Origin of the sequence: Hydrogenophaga sp. BPS33 (assembly GCF_009859475.1) — a bacterium.
Taxonomy (GTDB): domain Bacteria; phylum Pseudomonadota; class Gammaproteobacteria; order Burkholderiales; family Burkholderiaceae_C; genus Hydrogenophaga.
In genome coordinates this window covers 1065328-1080672 of sequence record NZ_CP044549.1, presented here as the reverse complement: position 1 = coordinate 1080672, position 15345 = coordinate 1065328, and the positions used below count along the sequence as shown (strand labels likewise).

General features: G+C 66.5%; 15 protein-coding genes. 8 read left to right on the top strand and 7 right to left on the bottom strand.

Features of this window, described 5'->3' with window-relative positions; translation table 11 throughout:
• Positions 1 to 89: 89 nt before the first annotated feature.
• Positions 90 to 1292: a formate-dependent phosphoribosylglycinamide formyltransferase gene (gene purT, locus F9K07_RS05215; protein ID WP_159590057.1), complete on the bottom strand. Its 1203-nt coding sequence runs from the start codon at positions 1290 to 1292 to the stop codon at positions 90 to 92.
• A 21-nt stretch (positions 1293 to 1313) separates the two neighbouring features.
• The gene (asd, locus tag F9K07_RS05210) at positions 1314 to 2165 is read right to left on the bottom strand and encodes an archaetidylserine decarboxylase (RefSeq protein WP_159590055.1); all 852 of its coding nucleotides are present in this window, start codon (positions 2163 to 2165) and stop codon (positions 1314 to 1316) included.
• 94 nt (positions 2166 to 2259) lie between these two features.
• Between asd and F9K07_RS05205 the strand changes: the two genes are divergently transcribed.
• The gene (locus tag F9K07_RS05205) at positions 2260 to 3195 is read left to right on the top strand and encodes an ATP-binding cassette domain-containing protein (RefSeq protein ID WP_159590053.1); all 936 of its coding nucleotides are present in this window, start codon (positions 2260 to 2262) and stop codon (positions 3193 to 3195) included.
• A 2-nt stretch (positions 3196 to 3197) separates the two neighbouring features.
• The gene (locus tag F9K07_RS05200; RefSeq protein ID WP_159590051.1) at positions 3198 to 4013 is read left to right on the top strand and encodes an ABC transporter permease; all 816 of its coding nucleotides are present in this window, start codon (positions 3198 to 3200) and stop codon (positions 4011 to 4013) included.
• A 4-nt stretch (positions 4014 to 4017) separates the two neighbouring features.
• Here F9K07_RS05200 and F9K07_RS05195 read toward each other — a convergent pair whose 3' ends face one another.
• Positions 4018 to 4914, bottom strand: coding sequence for a LysR family transcriptional regulator (locus F9K07_RS05195; RefSeq protein WP_159590049.1), 897 nt, complete (start codon positions 4912 to 4914; stop codon positions 4018 to 4020).
• A gap of 104 nt (positions 4915 to 5018) precedes the next feature.
• Here F9K07_RS05195 and F9K07_RS05190 point away from each other — a divergent pair, with 104 nt between their 5' ends.
• The 3 genes from F9K07_RS05190 to F9K07_RS05180 are packed head-to-tail and all read left to right on the top strand — an operon-like array spanning position 5019 to position 7848.
• The gene (locus tag F9K07_RS05190; protein WP_159590047.1) at positions 5019 to 6005 is read left to right on the top strand and encodes a tripartite tricarboxylate transporter substrate binding protein; all 987 of its coding nucleotides are present in this window, start codon (positions 5019 to 5021) and stop codon (positions 6003 to 6005) included.
• 23 nt (positions 6006 to 6028) lie between these two features.
• Complete coding sequence (locus tag F9K07_RS05185) at positions 6029 to 6679, top strand: DUF4286 family protein (RefSeq protein ID WP_159590045.1); 651 nt, start codon at positions 6029 to 6031, stop codon at positions 6677 to 6679.
• Positions 6676 to 7848, top strand: coding sequence for a mandelate racemase/muconate lactonizing enzyme family protein (locus F9K07_RS05180; RefSeq protein WP_159590043.1), 1173 nt, complete (start codon positions 6676 to 6678; stop codon positions 7846 to 7848). Before F9K07_RS05185 ends, F9K07_RS05180 begins: the two co-directional genes overlap by 4 nt.
• A 27-nt stretch (positions 7849 to 7875) precedes the next feature.
• Here the strand turns inward: F9K07_RS05180 and F9K07_RS05175 are convergent, their stop codons facing one another.
• The 4 genes from F9K07_RS05175 to F9K07_RS05160 all read right to left on the bottom strand — a co-directional run bounded on the left by F9K07_RS05175 (position 7876) and on the right by F9K07_RS05160 (position 11649).
• A complete protein-coding gene (locus tag F9K07_RS05175; RefSeq protein ID WP_159590041.1) occupies positions 7876 to 8409 on the bottom strand; it encodes a carboxymuconolactone decarboxylase family protein in 534 nt (177 codons plus the stop codon).
• Positions 8410 to 8413: 4 nt separating this feature from the next.
• On the bottom strand, positions 8414 to 9307 hold the full coding sequence (locus F9K07_RS05170) for an amidohydrolase family protein (protein ID WP_159590039.1): 894 nt from the start codon (positions 9305 to 9307) through the stop codon (positions 8414 to 8416).
• A gap of 72 nt (positions 9308 to 9379) precedes the next feature.
• A complete protein-coding gene (locus F9K07_RS05165; RefSeq protein WP_159590037.1) occupies positions 9380 to 10549 on the bottom strand; it encodes an MFS transporter in 1170 nt (389 codons plus the stop codon).
• Between the two features lie 131 nt (positions 10550 to 10680).
• Complete coding sequence (locus F9K07_RS05160) at positions 10681 to 11649, bottom strand: LysR family transcriptional regulator (RefSeq protein ID WP_159590035.1); 969 nt, start codon at positions 11647 to 11649, stop codon at positions 10681 to 10683.
• A gap of 139 nt (positions 11650 to 11788) precedes the next feature.
• On the opposite strand from F9K07_RS05160, the gene F9K07_RS05155 reads away from it, so the two are divergent.
• The 3 genes from F9K07_RS05155 to F9K07_RS05145 are packed head-to-tail and all read left to right on the top strand — an operon-like array spanning position 11789 to position 15321.
• The gene (locus tag F9K07_RS05155; RefSeq protein WP_159590033.1) at positions 11789 to 12994 is read left to right on the top strand and encodes an amidohydrolase family protein; all 1206 of its coding nucleotides are present in this window, start codon (positions 11789 to 11791) and stop codon (positions 12992 to 12994) included.
• A gap of 13 nt (positions 12995 to 13007) precedes the next feature.
• On the top strand, positions 13008 to 14078 hold the full coding sequence (locus tag F9K07_RS05150) for a flavin reductase (RefSeq protein ID WP_159590031.1): 1071 nt from the start codon (positions 13008 to 13010) through the stop codon (positions 14076 to 14078).
• Between the two features lie 7 nt (positions 14079 to 14085).
• The gene (locus F9K07_RS05145) at positions 14086 to 15321 is read left to right on the top strand and encodes a CaiB/BaiF CoA transferase family protein (RefSeq protein ID WP_159590029.1); all 1236 of its coding nucleotides are present in this window, start codon (positions 14086 to 14088) and stop codon (positions 15319 to 15321) included.
• Positions 15322 to 15345 lie beyond the last annotated feature (24 nt).

The window sequence follows — 15345 nt, the reverse complement described above, 5'->3', positions numbered from 1 at the left end:
GGGCAGCAGCGCAAAACCGCGCCACTGCCTCCACTACGAACCAACCGGGCGTTTGGATGCAGCCGGATGCAAAAAAAATTCGGCGTGCTTCAGGCCGAGCGCGGTTTCACCTTCGACGCAGCCAACTTGGCCTGCGTGCGGGCCTTTTCCACATCGGCGTCGAACGCGAGCGCCACGCCCATGCGGCGCTTGCTGAAGCTCTCGGGTTTGCCAAACAGGCGCAGCTCGGTCTGCGGCACGCGCAGCGCTTCGTCCACGCCATCAAACGCAATGCCCTGCGCCTCCACCCCGCCATAGATGACCGCACTGGCGCCCGGGCTCTTGAGCGCGGTGCTCACCGGCAAGCCGAGGATGGCGCGCGCGTGCAGCTCGAATTCGTTCTGCCACTGCGTGATCATGGTGACCATGCCGGTGTCGTGCGGGCGCGGGCTCACTTCGCTGAACCAGACCTGGTCGCCCTTGACGAACAGCTCCACGCCGAACAGGCCCTGGCCACCGAGGTCTTCGGTGACCGTCCTGGCGATGTGCTGCGCCGCCTTCAGGGCCTCGGGCGTCATGCGGCAAGGTTGCCAGCTCTCCACGTAGTCGCCGCTGACCTGCACATGGCCGATCGGTTCGCAGAACTGCGTTTCGACCTGGCCGCTCGCATCGAGCGCGCGCACGGTGAGCAAGGTGATCTCGTAGTCGAAGTCGATGAAACCTTCGACGATGACGCGCCCCGGACCCACGCGCCCACCGGCCATGGCGTAGTCCCAGGCCTTCTGCACGTCGGCCGGGCCATCGATCTTGCTCTGGCCCTTGCCGCTGCTGCTCATCACCGGCTTGACGATGCAGGGGTAGCCGATGCCATCGTCAATAGCAGACTGAAGCTCTTGCAGCGAATCGCAGAACCGGTAAGGGCTGGTGGCCAGGCCCAGGGTTTCGGCGGCGAGGCGGCGGATGCCCTCGCGGTCCATGGTGAGGCGCGCGGCCCGCGCGGTGGGGATCACGCGCACGGTGCCCGCCGCTTCGAGCTCCTGCAGCATCGGTGTGGCGATGGCTTCGATCTCGGGCACCACCAGGTGCGGGCGCTCGGCCTCGATCAAGGCCTTGAGTTGCGCCGGGTCGCTCATGGTGATGGTGCGCGCGTGGTGCGCCACCTGCTGGCCCGGTGCGTTGTCGTAGCGGTCGACCGCGATGGTCTCCACGCCCAGGCGTTGCAGCGCGATCAGCACTTCCTTGCCGAGCTCACCGGAGCCCAGCAACATGACCTTGGTGGCCGAGGGAGACAAAGGGGTGCCGAGCGTGGTCATGGGGTGCTTTCAAAAACGGATTCAGAGCGCATCGCCCATGGCTTCGCCCAGGCGAACGGTATTGCCCGGTGCCCAGTCGGCGTTGAAGGCGATGGTGTCGCGCGGCCACAGCAGCACCACGGTGGAGCCGAGCAGGAAGCGGCCCATCTCATCCCCGCGTTGCAGGTGCACAGGGCTGTCCTCGTACGACCACTCGCGCACCGTGCCCGGGCGCGGCGGGTTCACGATGCCATGCCAGACCGTGGCCATGCTGCCGACGATGGTGGCGCCCACGAGCACGAGCACGAAGGGCACGGTGGCCTCGCCCACCTGCGCGTCGAACACGCAGACCACGCGCTCGTTGCGCGCGAACAGCCCGGGCACACCTTGCGCGGTGGCCGGGTTCACCGAGAACAGCTCACCCGGCACATGGATCATGCGGCGCAAGGTGCCTGCCACGGGCATGTGGATGCGGTGGTAGTCCTTGGGGCTGAGGTAGATCGTGGCGAACGCGCCGTCGTCGAACTGCGCGGCCAGCGCGGCGTCGCCGCCCACCAGCGCGCGCGTGCTGTAGGTGTGGCCCTTGGCCTGGTAGATCTGGTCGCGCGCGATGGCGCCGAACTGGCTGATCGCGCCGTCCACCGGGCAGACGTAGGCGGCATCGGCCAGCGGTCGGGCGCCGGCACGCAGGGCGCGGGTGAAGAACTCGTTGAACGAAGCGTAGGCCGTGGGCTCGGGGTTCGCGGCCTCGGCCATGTTCACGCCGTACTTGCGGATGAAGCGGCGGATGATCCACTGCGTGATGCCACCCCAACGGCCATTGGCCACCCAATGTGCGAAGTCCGTGATGGCGCGCTTCGGGTAGAGGTACTGCAAGGAAACGGCGAGAGACATGGCGGAGCGCGAAGGAAGGCTGGCGGGGCAGGCGGCCCTGCATTGTAGAGGCCGGCCCTGGGGGGCACAGGCGCAGCGGGCACAATGCCGGCACATGAAAGACGCCCTGTTCGAATGCCAGCACCTGGTGAAGCGCTACGGCGAGGCCACCGTGGTGAACGACCTGAGTTTTGCCATCGGCCCTGGCGAATGCCTGGGTGTGATCGGGCCCAACGGGGCGGGCAAGACCACCACCATCCGCATGTGCCTGGGCCTGACCGCGCCCGATGGCGGCAGCATCACCGCCTTCGGCCAGAACATGCCGCGCGACGCGCTGGCCATCAAGGCGCAGCTGGGCGTGGTGAGCCAGATGGACACGCTCGACCCCGACTTCGACTGCGCGGAAAACCTGCTGGTGTACGGGCGCTACTTCGGCATTCCCACCGCCACCATCCGCGAGCGCATTCCCCGGCTGCTGGACTTCGCGGCGCTGGGCCACAAGGCGCAGGCCAAACCAGGCGAGCTCTCCGGCGGCATGAAGCGGCGGCTGTCGCTGGCGCGCGCCCTGGTCAACGACCCGCGCCTGCTGATGCTCGACGAGCCCACCACCGGCCTGGACCCGCAAGCGCGCCACCTCATGTGGGAGCGCTTGCAGATGCTGCTGCAGCAAGGCAAGAGCATCCTGCTGACCACGCACTTCATGGACGAGGCCGAGCGCCTGTGCTCGCGTCTGCTGGTGCTGGACCACGGCCGCAAGATTGCCGAGGGCCGACCGCGCGAGCTGATCGCACAACATCTGGAACCCGATGTGGTGGAGGTGTATGGCAACGGTGCGCTCTCGCTCGCGCACGGCGAGGAACATGCCGCGCTTCGCGCCCTGGCCGCGCGTGTGGAAGTGAGTGGCGAGACCGTGTTCTTCTACACCGCGCAGGCCATGCCGTTGTTGGCCGCGCTGGGCGAGCACCACCATTTGCGCACGCTGCACCGGCCGGCGAACCTGGAAGACCTCTTTCTCAAACTCACCGGTCGGCAGATTCGGGAAGACGGATAGACATGAACGCCACCCTTTCACCTTGGTCCGTGCCACGCCTCTCCCGCCGCTGGTGGCCCGTCTTCCTGCGCAACCTGCTGGTCTGGCGCAAGCTCGCCATTCCCAGCCTGGTCGGCAATATCGCCGAGCCGCTGATGTGGCTGGTCGCCTTCGGCTACGGCATGGGCGCTCTCGTCGGGCAGGTGAACATCGGCACGCCGCAAGGCAGCGTGGCCGTGCCCTACATCCTGTTCCTGGCCAGTGGCAGCATTTGCATGAGCGCCATGAACGCGGCGACGTTCGAGGCGCTGTACTCGGCCTTTTCCCGCATGCACGTGCAGAAGACCTGGGACGGCATCATGAACGCGCCGGTGAGCCTGGACGACGTGGTATTGGCCGAAATGCTGTGGGCGGGTTTCAAGGCCTTGTTCTCGGTCACCGCGATATTGGGCGTGATGCTGGCGCTGGGCATCAGCCATTCGCCCAAGCTGCTGCTGGCCTGGCCCGTGCTTCTGGGCGTGGGCATCACCTTCTCGTGCATCGCGCTGGTGTTCAACGCCCTGGCCAAGGGCTACGACTTCTTCACCTACTACTTCACGCTCTTCCTCACGCCCATGATGTTTCTCTCGGGCGTGTTTTTCCCACGCGAGCAACTGCCCGAAGTCGTTCGGCACTTCTCCAACCTGCTGCCCCTGACGCACGCGGTGGAGCTGGTGCGCCCGCTGTTCATGGACCAATGGCCCACCGATGCCTGGGCACACAGCGCGGTGCTGCTGGCCTACACGGTGGGCGGTTTCTGGCTGGCGTTGGCGCTCACGCGCAGGCGCTTCGCCAAGTAGCGCCTCAGTTCGTGAGCAGCGCGCCCAAGTCGTGCGCGACGATCAGATCGAAGGTGGCCTGCCCCAGGCGCGAGAGCAGGCGCTGCCGCGAATAAGCCAGCACGAGGTTGTTGCGAATGGCGGGCTTCTCGATCGACGACAGCTTCACGCCGGGCGCCAGGTGGCTGGCCGAGCCGCGCGGCACGATGGCGTAGCCCTGCCCGTCGACCGCCAATTTCAGAAGGCTCTGCACGGAGTCCAGTTCGGCCACCACGTTGAGCACGATGCCGCGCGCACCGCAGTGGGTCTCGATCAGCGAGCGGATGGCGTTGGGCATGGCCGGCAGCATGACCGGGTAGTGCGACAGCGCTGCCGCCTCGATCCTGGCCGGCAGCGGGTGCGTGCGCGTCGGCCGGCCACACAGCACCAGCTCCTCGCGGAACAGGCTTTGCCACTCGAGCTTCGGGGTGGGCGCGGGATCGAACAGAACGGCCATCTCGATGCGGCCCAGGATGAGGTCCTCGCGCAAGGACACGGACAGCCCTTCCGAGATGGAGATCGCCGCCTTCGGCCAGCGGCTCCTGAAACTCTTCACCAGCACGGGCGCCAGCACCTGGGCCACGCGCGGCGGCAGGCCCACCGTCACGCGGCCCGTGAACTTGCCCTGCAAGGCATCCATTTCCGCGTGGGCCTTGCGCGTGAGTTCGAGAATGGCCTGGCCATACGACAGCAGGCATTGCCCCGCTTCGGTGAGCTCGACGCCGCGGCCGGTGCGCACGAAGAGGTGGCTGCGCATCTCCTGCTCGAGCTGCCGCACGTGCCGGCTGAGCGAAGGCTGGGGGATGTCCAGCGCCGCAGAGGCGCGGCTGAAGCTGCCCATCTCGGCGACGCGCACGAACGATTCGATCAGTTTGAGTTCCAACGCGATCTATCCGGAATATGGATATCAGATGTAGTCGGTATTCTATTCACCGCACTTTCAAAAGCGCGAAGAATCGGCCCCACATCCCAACACCGGAGACAACCGTGGTCCCTTTCAACGCCCTCTCGACATCCTTCAAGACACTGGCCATCACCGCCCTGCTCTCGGCCACTTGCGCAGCCGCCTTGGCCCAGGCCTACCCGAACCGGCCCGTCAAGGTCGTCATTCCTTTCACGCCGGGCGGCAGCAACGACACCGTGGGACGGTTCCTGGCCGATGAGCTGCAAAAGAAGTTGCACCAGCCCTTCGTGGTCGAGAACAAGGGCGGTGCGGGCGGCGTCGTCGGGTCCGATTCCGTCGCGAAGGCGCCGGCCGACGGCTACACGCTGTTGCTGGTGTCCACGCCGCACGTGGCCAACCCGTCGATCTACAAGAAGATGCCGTACGACGCGCTCAAGAGCTTCACACCCGTGGCGCGCGTGATGGCGGCGCCCGTCGTCATCACGGCCACGCCCAGGCTGGGTTTGCGCACGGTGGACGATCTGGTGCAGCAGGCCCGCAAGCAGCCGGGCAAGCTGTCCTTCGTCTCGTCCGGCACCGGCAGCTATTTCCACCTGGCCAGCGAGATGTTCATGGACCAGACCAAGACCGAGCTGCTGCACATTCCCTACAAGGGCGCGGGGCCGGCCATGGCCGACGTGGTGGCGGGCCATGCCGACATCTCCATTGGCTCCGTCCTGTCCTCGCTGCCGAACGTGAAGAGCGGACGGCTCAAGGCGCTGGCGGTGAGCGGCAGCAAGCGCCAGAGCACCATGCCCGACGTGCCGACCATGGCCGAAGCAGGCTACCCGGGCTACGAGGCCGACAACTGGTGGGGCCTGCTCGCGCCGGCTGGCACGCCCGCGGACATCGTCAACACGCTCTCGCGCACCATCGGCGAGATCATGGCCGCACCCACCACGGCCGCGCGTTTTGCGCCCGAGGGCGTGCTGGTGAGCTACCAGAAGTCCACCGACTTCGGTGGCTTCATGGAGACCGAGACGGTGAAGTGGACGCGCATCATCAAGGCCGCGGGGATCACGGCCGAATGAGTCCCACTGCACCCCAGCGCTCCATGCAATCCGCGCTGCTGATCCGCTGGGCCACCACCGCGGACGCGGACTTGCACCGCAACGGCCTGCTCGACACGGTGCGCCACCTGGCGCACTCGCTCGCCAACCAGCACGCCGACACCATCGCCTGTGCGGACGCGGTGCGCGCGCTCGATGGCTCGCGGCTGTACCTCTATCTCTGGCTGCACCCCGGCACCGCCGCATCCCCGTCGCTGTGCGATGGCGTGCGCGCCCTGGTGGAGCAGGCCGTGCTGCCGGTGACCACGTCGATGGAGTTCGCCCTGCTCGCGCCGCGGCAGGACGAAGCCGGCGCTTCATCGGCCGAACGGGCGCCCTACCACTACGCCGTGGAACTCGATATCGCCCCCGAGCACGCCCAGTCGATGATCGACTGGTACAACACCGAGCACCTGCCGGCCCTGGCCGCCGTGCCGGGCACGGTGCGGGCGCGCCGACTGGCCGACCTGCAAGGCCATCCCGCGTCCTACGCCTGCTACGACCTCACCACCCCAGACACCTTGCGCTCCGATCCCTGGCTGGCCGTGCGCGCGACCGAATGGTCCGGCCGCATACGCCCGCTGTTCCAGAACGTGCGCCGCACGGTGTTCGAGCGCTTTCTGACTTTCGAGCCATCACGACACGGTTCCCGATGACCTCCACCGCCTCTTCTGCCTCCGCTGTTCCCGCCAACGACTGGATGTCGGTGCGCATCACGCGCATTGAAACCATCCCTCTGAAAGTCAAGCTGGACCGCGTCGCGGCCGGCTCCACGCTCAAGCTGACCCACCGCTGCACCATCGTCACCCGCGTCCACACCGACGCCGGGATCGTGGGCGAATGCTTCAACGGGAACGACGACGAACTCCAGCCGGCGGTGCGCCGGCTCATCCACGATGAGCTGGAACCGCTGCTGCTGGGCCAACCGGTGTGTGCCATCGAGGACTTGTGGGCACGGACGCGGCGTGCGACCGAACCCTTTCTGCGCGACCGGCGCGTCGCGCTGCGCGCGCAGGCTTGCATCGACAGCGCCCTGCACGACGCCGTGGGCAAGCTGGCGGGTGCGCCGATCCACCAGCTGTGGGGCGGCGCGAAAACCGAGGTGCCGGTGATCGCGCTCGGAGGCTACTACCGCCAGGAGAACGACCTGGGGGCGTTGGCCGACGAGGTGGCCGAGCTGAAAGCCTTCGGCATCCACGGCATGAAACTCAAGCTGGGCGCGCTGTCGCCCGCCGAGGATGCGCTGCGCGCGCAGGCCGTGCGCCGTGCGGGCGGCGATCACTTCATGTTGGCCTGCGACGCCAACCAGGGCTGGACACGGCCACAGGCGCTCGAGTTCGCCACGCGCGTGAAAGACCTGAGCCTGGCCTGGCTGGAGGAACCCTGCCATTGGGACAACGACCGCGCGGACATGGCGGTGGTGCGCGCCGTCTCAGGCATTCCCATTGCGGCCGGGCAAAGCGAACTCTCGCGCTTCGGCTGCCGCGACCTCCTGAACGCCGGCGCAATCGACATCTGCAACTTCGACGCCAGCTGGGGCGCAGGCCCGACCGAATGGCGCCGCGTGGCCGCGCTGGCCCATGCGCACCAGGTACATGTGCTGCAACACCTCGAACCGCAGATCGGCCTGATGATGTCGGCCGGCGTGCCCAACGGCTTTGTCGCCGAGGTCATGCTGCCCTGGCGCGACCCGTTCTTCTACCAACTGATCGGCAACCAGGCCGCGCGCCCTTTCGACAACGGCGTCTACCGGCTACCCACAGGCCCGGGTTGGGGCATGCAGATCAACATGGACTATCTGTCCTCGGTACGGCGTACCGATTGATCCTTCGAGGCCCTTTTCTGGCGCGCTTCAGTGCCCCACGCGGAGCGCCACAAGCAGGCGCGAGACCATGTTGTAGGCCGCCACGGTGGCGACCAGATCGAGCAGCTGTTGCCCCTGGAAAAGCGCCTCCACCCGGGCGAACAGCGCATCGGGCACTTCGACGTCGCGCGTCATCGCGTCGGCCAGTTCCAGTGCCACGCGTTCGTCATCACGCCACGGGCTGTCGACCGCCATCGGGACACGGCGTGTGGCGTCGATGGCGGCCTGCGACACGCCCGCTGCCTGTGCGTGCGGCACGTGTGCATCGAATTCGTAGGGCGCGCGGTTGAGCACGGCCACGCGCAGGATGACCAGTTCCCGCACGGCAGCACTCAGGCTGCTGTGGTTGCGCACCGCCGAGAGCATCTGCTCCCAGCCATGGGCGATGGGCGGGCTGTTGAGCAGCACCTGGTAGAGCGGGGAGACGCGGCCGCGCGCGGCGGCAATGCGCGCCTCCTGCGCGGCCAGCTCGGGCCGGGTGCCTGGCGCAATCGGCTTCAGGCGGGAAGGGTCGGTGTGCATGGGATCAGATCTCGAAACGGTAGAACTCAAGGGGATTGCGCACCAGCAACTGCTCGCGGGTACGGGCGTCGGGCGCGATCTGCGTCAGCGCGTCGACCAACGCGCCATCGTCGGGCACGTGGGTGTGGTTGGGGTGCGGCCAGTCGCTGCCCCACAGGCAGCGCTCGGGGAACTCGCGCACCAGCACCCGCGCCAGCGCGATGCCGCTGGCATAGTCCGGCGCGGCTTGCCCCAGTGCGAACGGTGAGACCCGGTCGATCCCACTGACCTTGACGCGGAACAAGGGGTTGCGCATCAACTGGCGCAACGCGGCGAAGTCGGCGTGCTCGGGGCCGAGCGAGGCATCCACGCGCCCCATGTGATCGATCACCACGGGCACGGCGCTTTGCGCCAGCGGACCCGCCAGGTGGTGGATGAGCGCGCTTTCGAAATGCACCTGCAAGTGCATGCCCAGAGGCGCCAGGCGCCGCGTGAAAGCGACGATCTCGTCGATGCCGCCCGCTGGCGCCAGGTGCTTCATGAAGTTGAAGCGCACGCCGCGAAACCCCACACGGGCCAGGCGCGCCAACTCGGCGTCGTCCACGCTCAGCGGCACCAGGGCCACGCCCAGGTAACGACCTTCGCCATGGGCAATCGCGTCCTCGGTCACCGCGTTGTCCAGGCCGTGCACGGCAGACTGCACGATCACGCAGCGCTGGATGCCCAGGTGCCGGTGCAAGGCGTAGAGCGTCTCCTTGGGGGCATCGGCGGGCGCGGCTTGGCCGCTGACGGCCAACGGAAAACGCGATGCGGGGCCGAACACATGCACGTGGGTGTCGCATGCGCCGGGGGGCAGCACCAGGCGAGGCGGCGTGGGCTCCTGACAGTAGGTCGGCGTCGCAGGTGGGTGCAAGTTCATGCAGACGATTGTGCCGACGCATCGGCGCTTCTCTCAGCCTGGGTCAGCCATAGCAGCTATCCAAAAAGTGAATCACGCCGCGCGTCTGGCCCCGTCCGTCGGGGCTCGCCACAAGGCGACGCACAAGACCGCCAGCGGCACGGAAAACAGGGCGTAGGCCCAACCGTGCGAGCCCAGACCCGCTGCCGCCACACCGAAGATGGCCGGGCCGATCACCACCCCCAGGTAGTTGAAGAAGACCCCGCCCGCCACCGCCTCAGCCATCTGGCCGTGCGGCGCCAACTGGCTCAGCCGTGCGAAGAACACGCCATTCCAGCCAATCGCGCTGGCACCGAGAAGGCCCAGCAAGAGCAATGCTGGAAGCGTCTCCTGCCCCTGAGGCAGCAGCACCATGGCGAAGCCGGACAGCGCCATGGCGCCGATCAGCAGGCGCATCGTGCCGTCGTATTGCGCGGGGCCGTCGGCCAGAGCGCCCCATGCCACACGCCCCAGCGCCCCACCGATCTGCGCGACGGCCAGGCCCAAGCCCGCCACCGCCACATTCCAGCCCAGGTCGCGCGTCAGATACACCACCAGATACGACGCCACGCACACCTGCATGGCCGCATACAGCGTGGAGCCGAGCACGGCGCCACGAAGCCGGGGCTCATCCAGCACGGTGCGGATGGGTTGTGCCATGCTCGACAGACTCGGCCAAGCGCTCAATGGATCGGTTCGGTTGTCAAAGTGCGGCCGCAGGCCTTGCGCGGCCAACGCCACGATGACGCAAAAGCCGGCCGCCGCGATCATCGCGCCTTGGCCACCCCACGCCAGGCTCACCGGTGGCACCAGCAAGCCCGCGAGCACCCCGCCCAGAGGCACGCCGGTTTGGCGGATGGAGAAGGCCAGGGCGACGCGCCCGGGCGGTGTCGCGCGCACCAGCATGTCGGCGCCCGCGGGCACCACCGGGCCACAGCCGACACCGACCAGACAAGTGCCCACCGCCGCCACGCCCACCTGCGGTATGCCGACCAGTACCAGGCCGACAGCGCTCACCGTCAGCGCCCATTGGCTGGTACGAACCGGGCCCCATCGGCGCACCAGCATGGGACCGAGCTGCGCCGACACCATCGCCGACGCGTAGAGCAAGGCGACGTAAAACCCGACCGCTACCGGCGACAAGCCCAAGGGTGACAACAGAGCGGGGGCCGCCACTGCGGGCGCCAGGTTGGCGGCCGACGTCGCCACCTGGATCAACAACATGACCGGCAAGCTCCAGCGCAGCGGAGGCGATGAAGTTTCTTGCGCGAACCCCCGACACAATGCCCCTTGGGGCGACTCAGACTTATGAGGCATTTCAGATATCTTATTCCGAAATACCCAGAACCCTGAGCTCAAGTGCCTTGCGTGGCCGAATACTGTTTGAACACCGCAACCACTTCCTTCATGAACGCCGAGACGAGCGGGTTGTCCGCACGTTCGGCCAGAGTGGCAACCACCAGGGTGCGCGTGAACTTGGGCCGCAACGGAATCAACACGAAGTCCTGGGGTGCGGGCTCTTCGGCCGGCGCAAAGGTCAGCTGCGGCATGAGCGTGCAGTACCTCCCTCCGCGCACGATGGCTTTGATCAGCGGCGTGCTGTCGACACGGAACGGGCACACCAGCGAAGTGTCGGCAGGAAGAAACTGCTCGATCAATTGGCGCAGGCCATGCGCGGAAGCCGGTAGCACGTATTCGAGCTCGGCTAGTTCCTCGCGATCGATATAGGGCTTGGACGCGATCGGGTGGTTCTTCGACGCCACGAGAAATATCGGCTCGACCAGCAGCTTGTGCTGCAACACCCGCTTGGCTGGCGCGGGCTGCGAGAGGATGGCCACATCCACATCACCGCGCGCGAGTTGGTCGAACACCTCACCGGTGGCACCTTGGCGCGCAGTGATCTCGATCTCGGGATGCACATGCGAGAAGCGCCGGATCACCTCCGGCAGGATCACCGACATCACGCTGGCAAAGGACGCCACGCTGATCTGACCCGACGGGCTGTGCCGCGCCAGGCGCAGCCGCTCGATGGTGCCACTCATGTCGTCCAGGATCCCTTTCGTTTTCTCGAAAACGATCTCACCCGCAGGCGTCAGCGACACCCCGCGGCCATTGCGCAGCAACAGCTGCGCATCGAGCTCGCTTTCCAACAGCTGGATCTGCCGGCTGATGGCCGACTGCGCCACGTTCAGCACCGTCTCGGCAATGGTGAAGCTGCCGGTGCGAGCGACGTGGAAGAAATACAGCAGCCGGCGCGAGTCGATGACGCCCTGCTGTGCAATGCCGCCGCCTTCCGCTTTCGATGTTGCCTTGGGACGCCCCATAACTGATCTTCCTCTCCAACATAACGCTGTCTTTGCCGAATATACCCGCCTGTTTCCAACAGCTGTGGTGCTACCGCATATTCTGATGTAGCATATCAGCTATCTAATATTAATCTTGCAACCAGCACAGGACCGAAAGATGACCGCCTCTCTTCCGTACACCAAGGAAAGCCTCAAAGACTTCTTCGTCGTCTCTGCCGACGCCCACGTCAACGAGCCGATGGACCTTTGGTCCACGCGCATCGAAGAACGCTTCAAGTCGCGAATTCCGCGCATCGAAGTGGACGACAAGGGGCAGAAGTGGATGCTGCAAGAGGGCCGCCGGCCTTCGAAAATTCGCGAAGCGCCGCGCGACGAAAGCGTGGACGTGGAGGTGTTTCAAGACGCCCAGACCGACGACCGCCCCCGGCTAGACCGCACGCGTGGCGCCATGTTCCAGAAGGTGGGCAACTTCGACGACCGGCGCTACCGCGACATGGACTACGACGGCATCGACGCGGAAATCGTGTTCCCGAACAAGGGCTTGGCCAACTGGTCATCGCCCGATGCGGAGCTCAACGTCGCCATGTGCCGCGTGTACAACGACTGGGCCGCCGAGGCATTTGCGAACCGCCCGCGCAGCTTCCCCGCAGCCTGCGTGGCCCCCGCCGACATCGACGCCTGTGTGGCCGAAATTCAGCGCGCGGCCAAGCTCGGCTTTCACTCGGTGATGATGCCGCCCCTGGTGGGCAAGCGGGGCTACAACGACCCAGCTTACGACCCGGTGTGGGCTGCGTTGAGCGACACAAATCTGCCGGTGCTATTCCACGCGGGCACTGGCAAGGACCCCCGCAGCGCCAGCGGCAATGGCGGTGCGATCCTCAACTACGTGGTGCACGCCATGAACACCGTGCTCGAGCCCGTGGTGCAGATCTGCAGCAGCGGCGTCTTCGACCGCTTCCCCAAGCTCTATTTCGCCACCATCGAGGCTGGCGCGGGCTGGGTGCCGTATGCCCTGTGGGCCATGGACCACGGTTACGAGAAGCACGCCTTCTGGGTCAGTCCCAAGCTCAAGCACAAGCCGAGCGAGTATTTCCGCATGCACGGCCACGCGAGTTTTCAGGACGATCCCATCGGCATCGAAACGCGCAAATGGATGGGAATCGACGCCGTGATGTGGGGCAACGACTACCCTCACCTGGAAGGCACGTGGCCGCACTCCCAGGAGGTCATCGATTCGTTCGCGGGCGTCACCCGCGAGGAGAAGGCCAAGATCATCGGCCTCAATGCCGCGCGCCTGTTCCACATCGAGGTGCCCGAGGTGTACCGCGGCTCGGCCGAAAAGGCCGTGGCGGCTTCAGCCTGACGAAGAGCCGATCATGCAGAACGAAACCCAGCGGCAATTGCGCGACGTCTTCGGGACGTTTGTGACCGGCGTCACCGTGGTCACCACACGAGATAGCCAGGGGCAAGCCCACGGTGTCACGGCCAACTCCTTCAGTTCGGTGTCGCTCGATCCTCCGATGGTGCTCTGGAGCCAGTCGCTCAAGGCGCTGAGCTACCCTGCATTTCAAGACAGCGATCACTTCGCCGTCAACATCCTGGCGGAAGACCAGATCGAGGTGTCGCAACGTTTCGCGCGATCGGGTGCGGACAAGTTCGGGGGCCTGCCGATCGACATCAGCGAGAGCGGCATGCCGCTGATCCGCGGTTGCGCTGCTTTCATTGAATGCCGGAAAATCGCCACCTACCCCGGTGGGGACCATGCCGTGTTCCTCGGCCAGGTGGACCAATTCCGCCGCATGCCAGTGCGTCCGCTGGCGTTCGGCGGTGGGCGCTACATGGTGGCGCACCCGCACGATCTCGGCGCGGGCGCGGACGATCCATCCGACAGCAAACTGGATCTCCTTCGCGCGCAGCGCCTGATCCACCACGCACTGCCGGATCTGGCCGACCGCCTCAAGGGCATCGTCGGCCTGGGTCTGTGGGCCAATGAAGGGGCAACGGTGGTGCGATGGGAGCCAGGGCCGGATCCTGCCGTGCGCGATCTCGTTTCCGGCCACGTGGTCTCGCCGCAAGCTTCGGCCACGGGCTTGGCCTTCTGCGCATGGTTGCCTCGCACGCGGTGGCATCCCTTGGTGGAGAGGGAACAAGCGCGCGTGGACCATTCCCAGCCGATCGACAGCGTGTCCGAAGAGCAGCTCGAAGCGATCCGCAGGGAGGGCGTCGCCCGCTCCACGGTGAACCGCAACGGCCTTGAGGTCGCTGCGCTCAGCGCACCGCTGTTCGACCGCGCCGGTCGCATGGTTGCGGCGCTGACGCTGGCGGATCGCGCCGATCGGATGCCGGACGACCCGAACCACCCTCGTGCCCAGCAATTGCGGGAAGAAGCGGCTGCGATCTCGCGGCGCATTGGTTGGCAAGAGCCCCAACTGACCAAGAGCGCCTGAACCCGCGATGAACACCGCATCTCTGCCCCAACTCCCCCTGCGGGATTCCACCGGCGCGCTCGACCTCTTGAAGGGCGTGCGGGTCCTCGACCTCACCAACTCCATCGCGGGGCCGTATGCCGGCCAGTTGCTCGGCGATCTCGGCGCCACCGTGCTCAAGATCGAAAAGCCGGGATCCGGCGACGACGTCCGCGCCTGGGGCCCACCTTTCCTGGAAGGCGAGGCGCTCTGGTACCAGAGCGTCAACCGCAACAAACTCAGCCTGACGCTGGATTTCCAGAAGCCGGCGGGCTACGCGATCCTCGAGCGCCTGGTGAAACAGTGCGATGTGGTGGTAGTGAACGTGGTCGCGCGTGTGCAGACCAAGCTCGGCATCGACCACAACACCTTGACGCGCCTGCGGCCCGGGTTGATCCACGCCTCGCTCACGGGCTTCGGGCTGGACGGCGAGCGCGCGGACATGCCTTGTTATGACCTGATCGCCGAGGGCTATTCCGGCGTCATGGACCTTACCGGTGAACCCGAGAGCGCGCCGCAGAAGGTGGGCACGCCCGCCGCAGACATGTTGGCCGGCCACGATTGCGCCATGGCCATCCTGGCCGCACTGGTGCGGCGCTCACGCAGCAACGAAGGCTGCGCCATCGACATCGCCATGGTCGAGAGCATGACCCGCTTCATGGCGCCGCGCCTGATGCCGTACCTGGGCTCTGGTGAGGCACCGCGCCGCTCAGGCGGCAAGGACAGCGTCATCGCGATCTACCAGACCTTCGACACCGCCGACGAGCCCATGACGCTGGGCTTGGGCAACGACGCGATCTGGAAACGCTTCTGGGCCGCCGTGGGCGACCCTGCCTTTGGCGAAGACCCTGCCTTCGCCACCAACGCGCAACGCCGCGCGCAGCGGCCGCGCATTGTCGAGCGCATCACCGCCCTGCTGGCCACCCAGCCGCGCGCGGTGTGGCTCGAACTGCTGAGAGAGGCCCGTGTACCGGCCGGCCCAATCAGCCGGGTGGACCAGGTCACGGCCGACGCCGAACTCCAACGCCGAGGCATGTTTTACGCCGTCGAACGCGACGGTTGCCGGGTGCCGCAGGTGGGTCTGGGCATTCGTTTCGACGGCCGCTCCGAAGCGTGCAGCCGCCTGCCACCTCGCCTGGGCGAAGACAACACCGAAGTCCTGCGCGACTGGCTCCAACTCAGCGCACAGAACCTCGATCAGCTGCGCGCCGACCACGTTATCTGATCGCCACGCTCTCATCCAGAAGAA

Excerpts from the sequence above, each read along its gene's own strand:
- F9K07_RS05200 (WP_159590051.1), top strand. The coding sequence starts at position 3,198 with ATGAACGCCACCCTTTCACCTTGGTCCGTGCCACGCCTCTCCCGCCGC.
- purT (WP_159590057.1), bottom strand. The coding sequence starts at position 1,292 with ATGACCACGCTCGGCACCCCTTTGTCTCCCTCGGCCACCAAGGTCATG.
- F9K07_RS05155 (WP_159590033.1), top strand. The coding sequence starts at position 11,789 with ATGACCGCCTCTCTTCCGTACACCAAGGAAAGCCTCAAAGACTTCTTC.
- F9K07_RS05160 (WP_159590035.1), bottom strand. The coding sequence starts at position 11,649 with ATGGGGCGTCCCAAGGCAACATCGAAAGCGGAAGGCGGCGGCATTGCA.
- F9K07_RS05185 (WP_159590045.1), top strand. The coding sequence starts at position 6,029 with ATGCAATCCGCGCTGCTGATCCGCTGGGCCACCACCGCGGACGCGGAC.
- F9K07_RS05175 (WP_159590041.1), bottom strand. The coding sequence starts at position 8,409 with ATGCACACCGACCCTTCCCGCCTGAAGCCGATTGCGCCAGGCACCCGG.
- asd (WP_159590055.1), bottom strand. The coding sequence starts at position 2,165 with ATGTCTCTCGCCGTTTCCTTGCAGTACCTCTACCCGAAGCGCGCCATC.
- F9K07_RS05165 (WP_159590037.1), bottom strand. The coding sequence starts at position 10,549 with ATGTTGTTGATCCAGGTGGCGACGTCGGCCGCCAACCTGGCGCCCGCA.
- F9K07_RS05150 (WP_159590031.1), top strand. The coding sequence starts at position 13,008 with ATGCAGAACGAAACCCAGCGGCAATTGCGCGACGTCTTCGGGACGTTT.
- F9K07_RS05170 (WP_159590039.1), bottom strand. The coding sequence starts at position 9,307 with ATGAACTTGCACCCACCTGCGACGCCGACCTACTGTCAGGAGCCCACG.
- F9K07_RS05145 (WP_159590029.1), top strand. The coding sequence starts at position 14,086 with ATGAACACCGCATCTCTGCCCCAACTCCCCCTGCGGGATTCCACCGGC.
- F9K07_RS05205 (WP_159590053.1), top strand. The coding sequence starts at position 2,260 with ATGAAAGACGCCCTGTTCGAATGCCAGCACCTGGTGAAGCGCTACGGC.
- F9K07_RS05180 (WP_159590043.1), top strand. The coding sequence starts at position 6,676 with ATGACCTCCACCGCCTCTTCTGCCTCCGCTGTTCCCGCCAACGACTGG.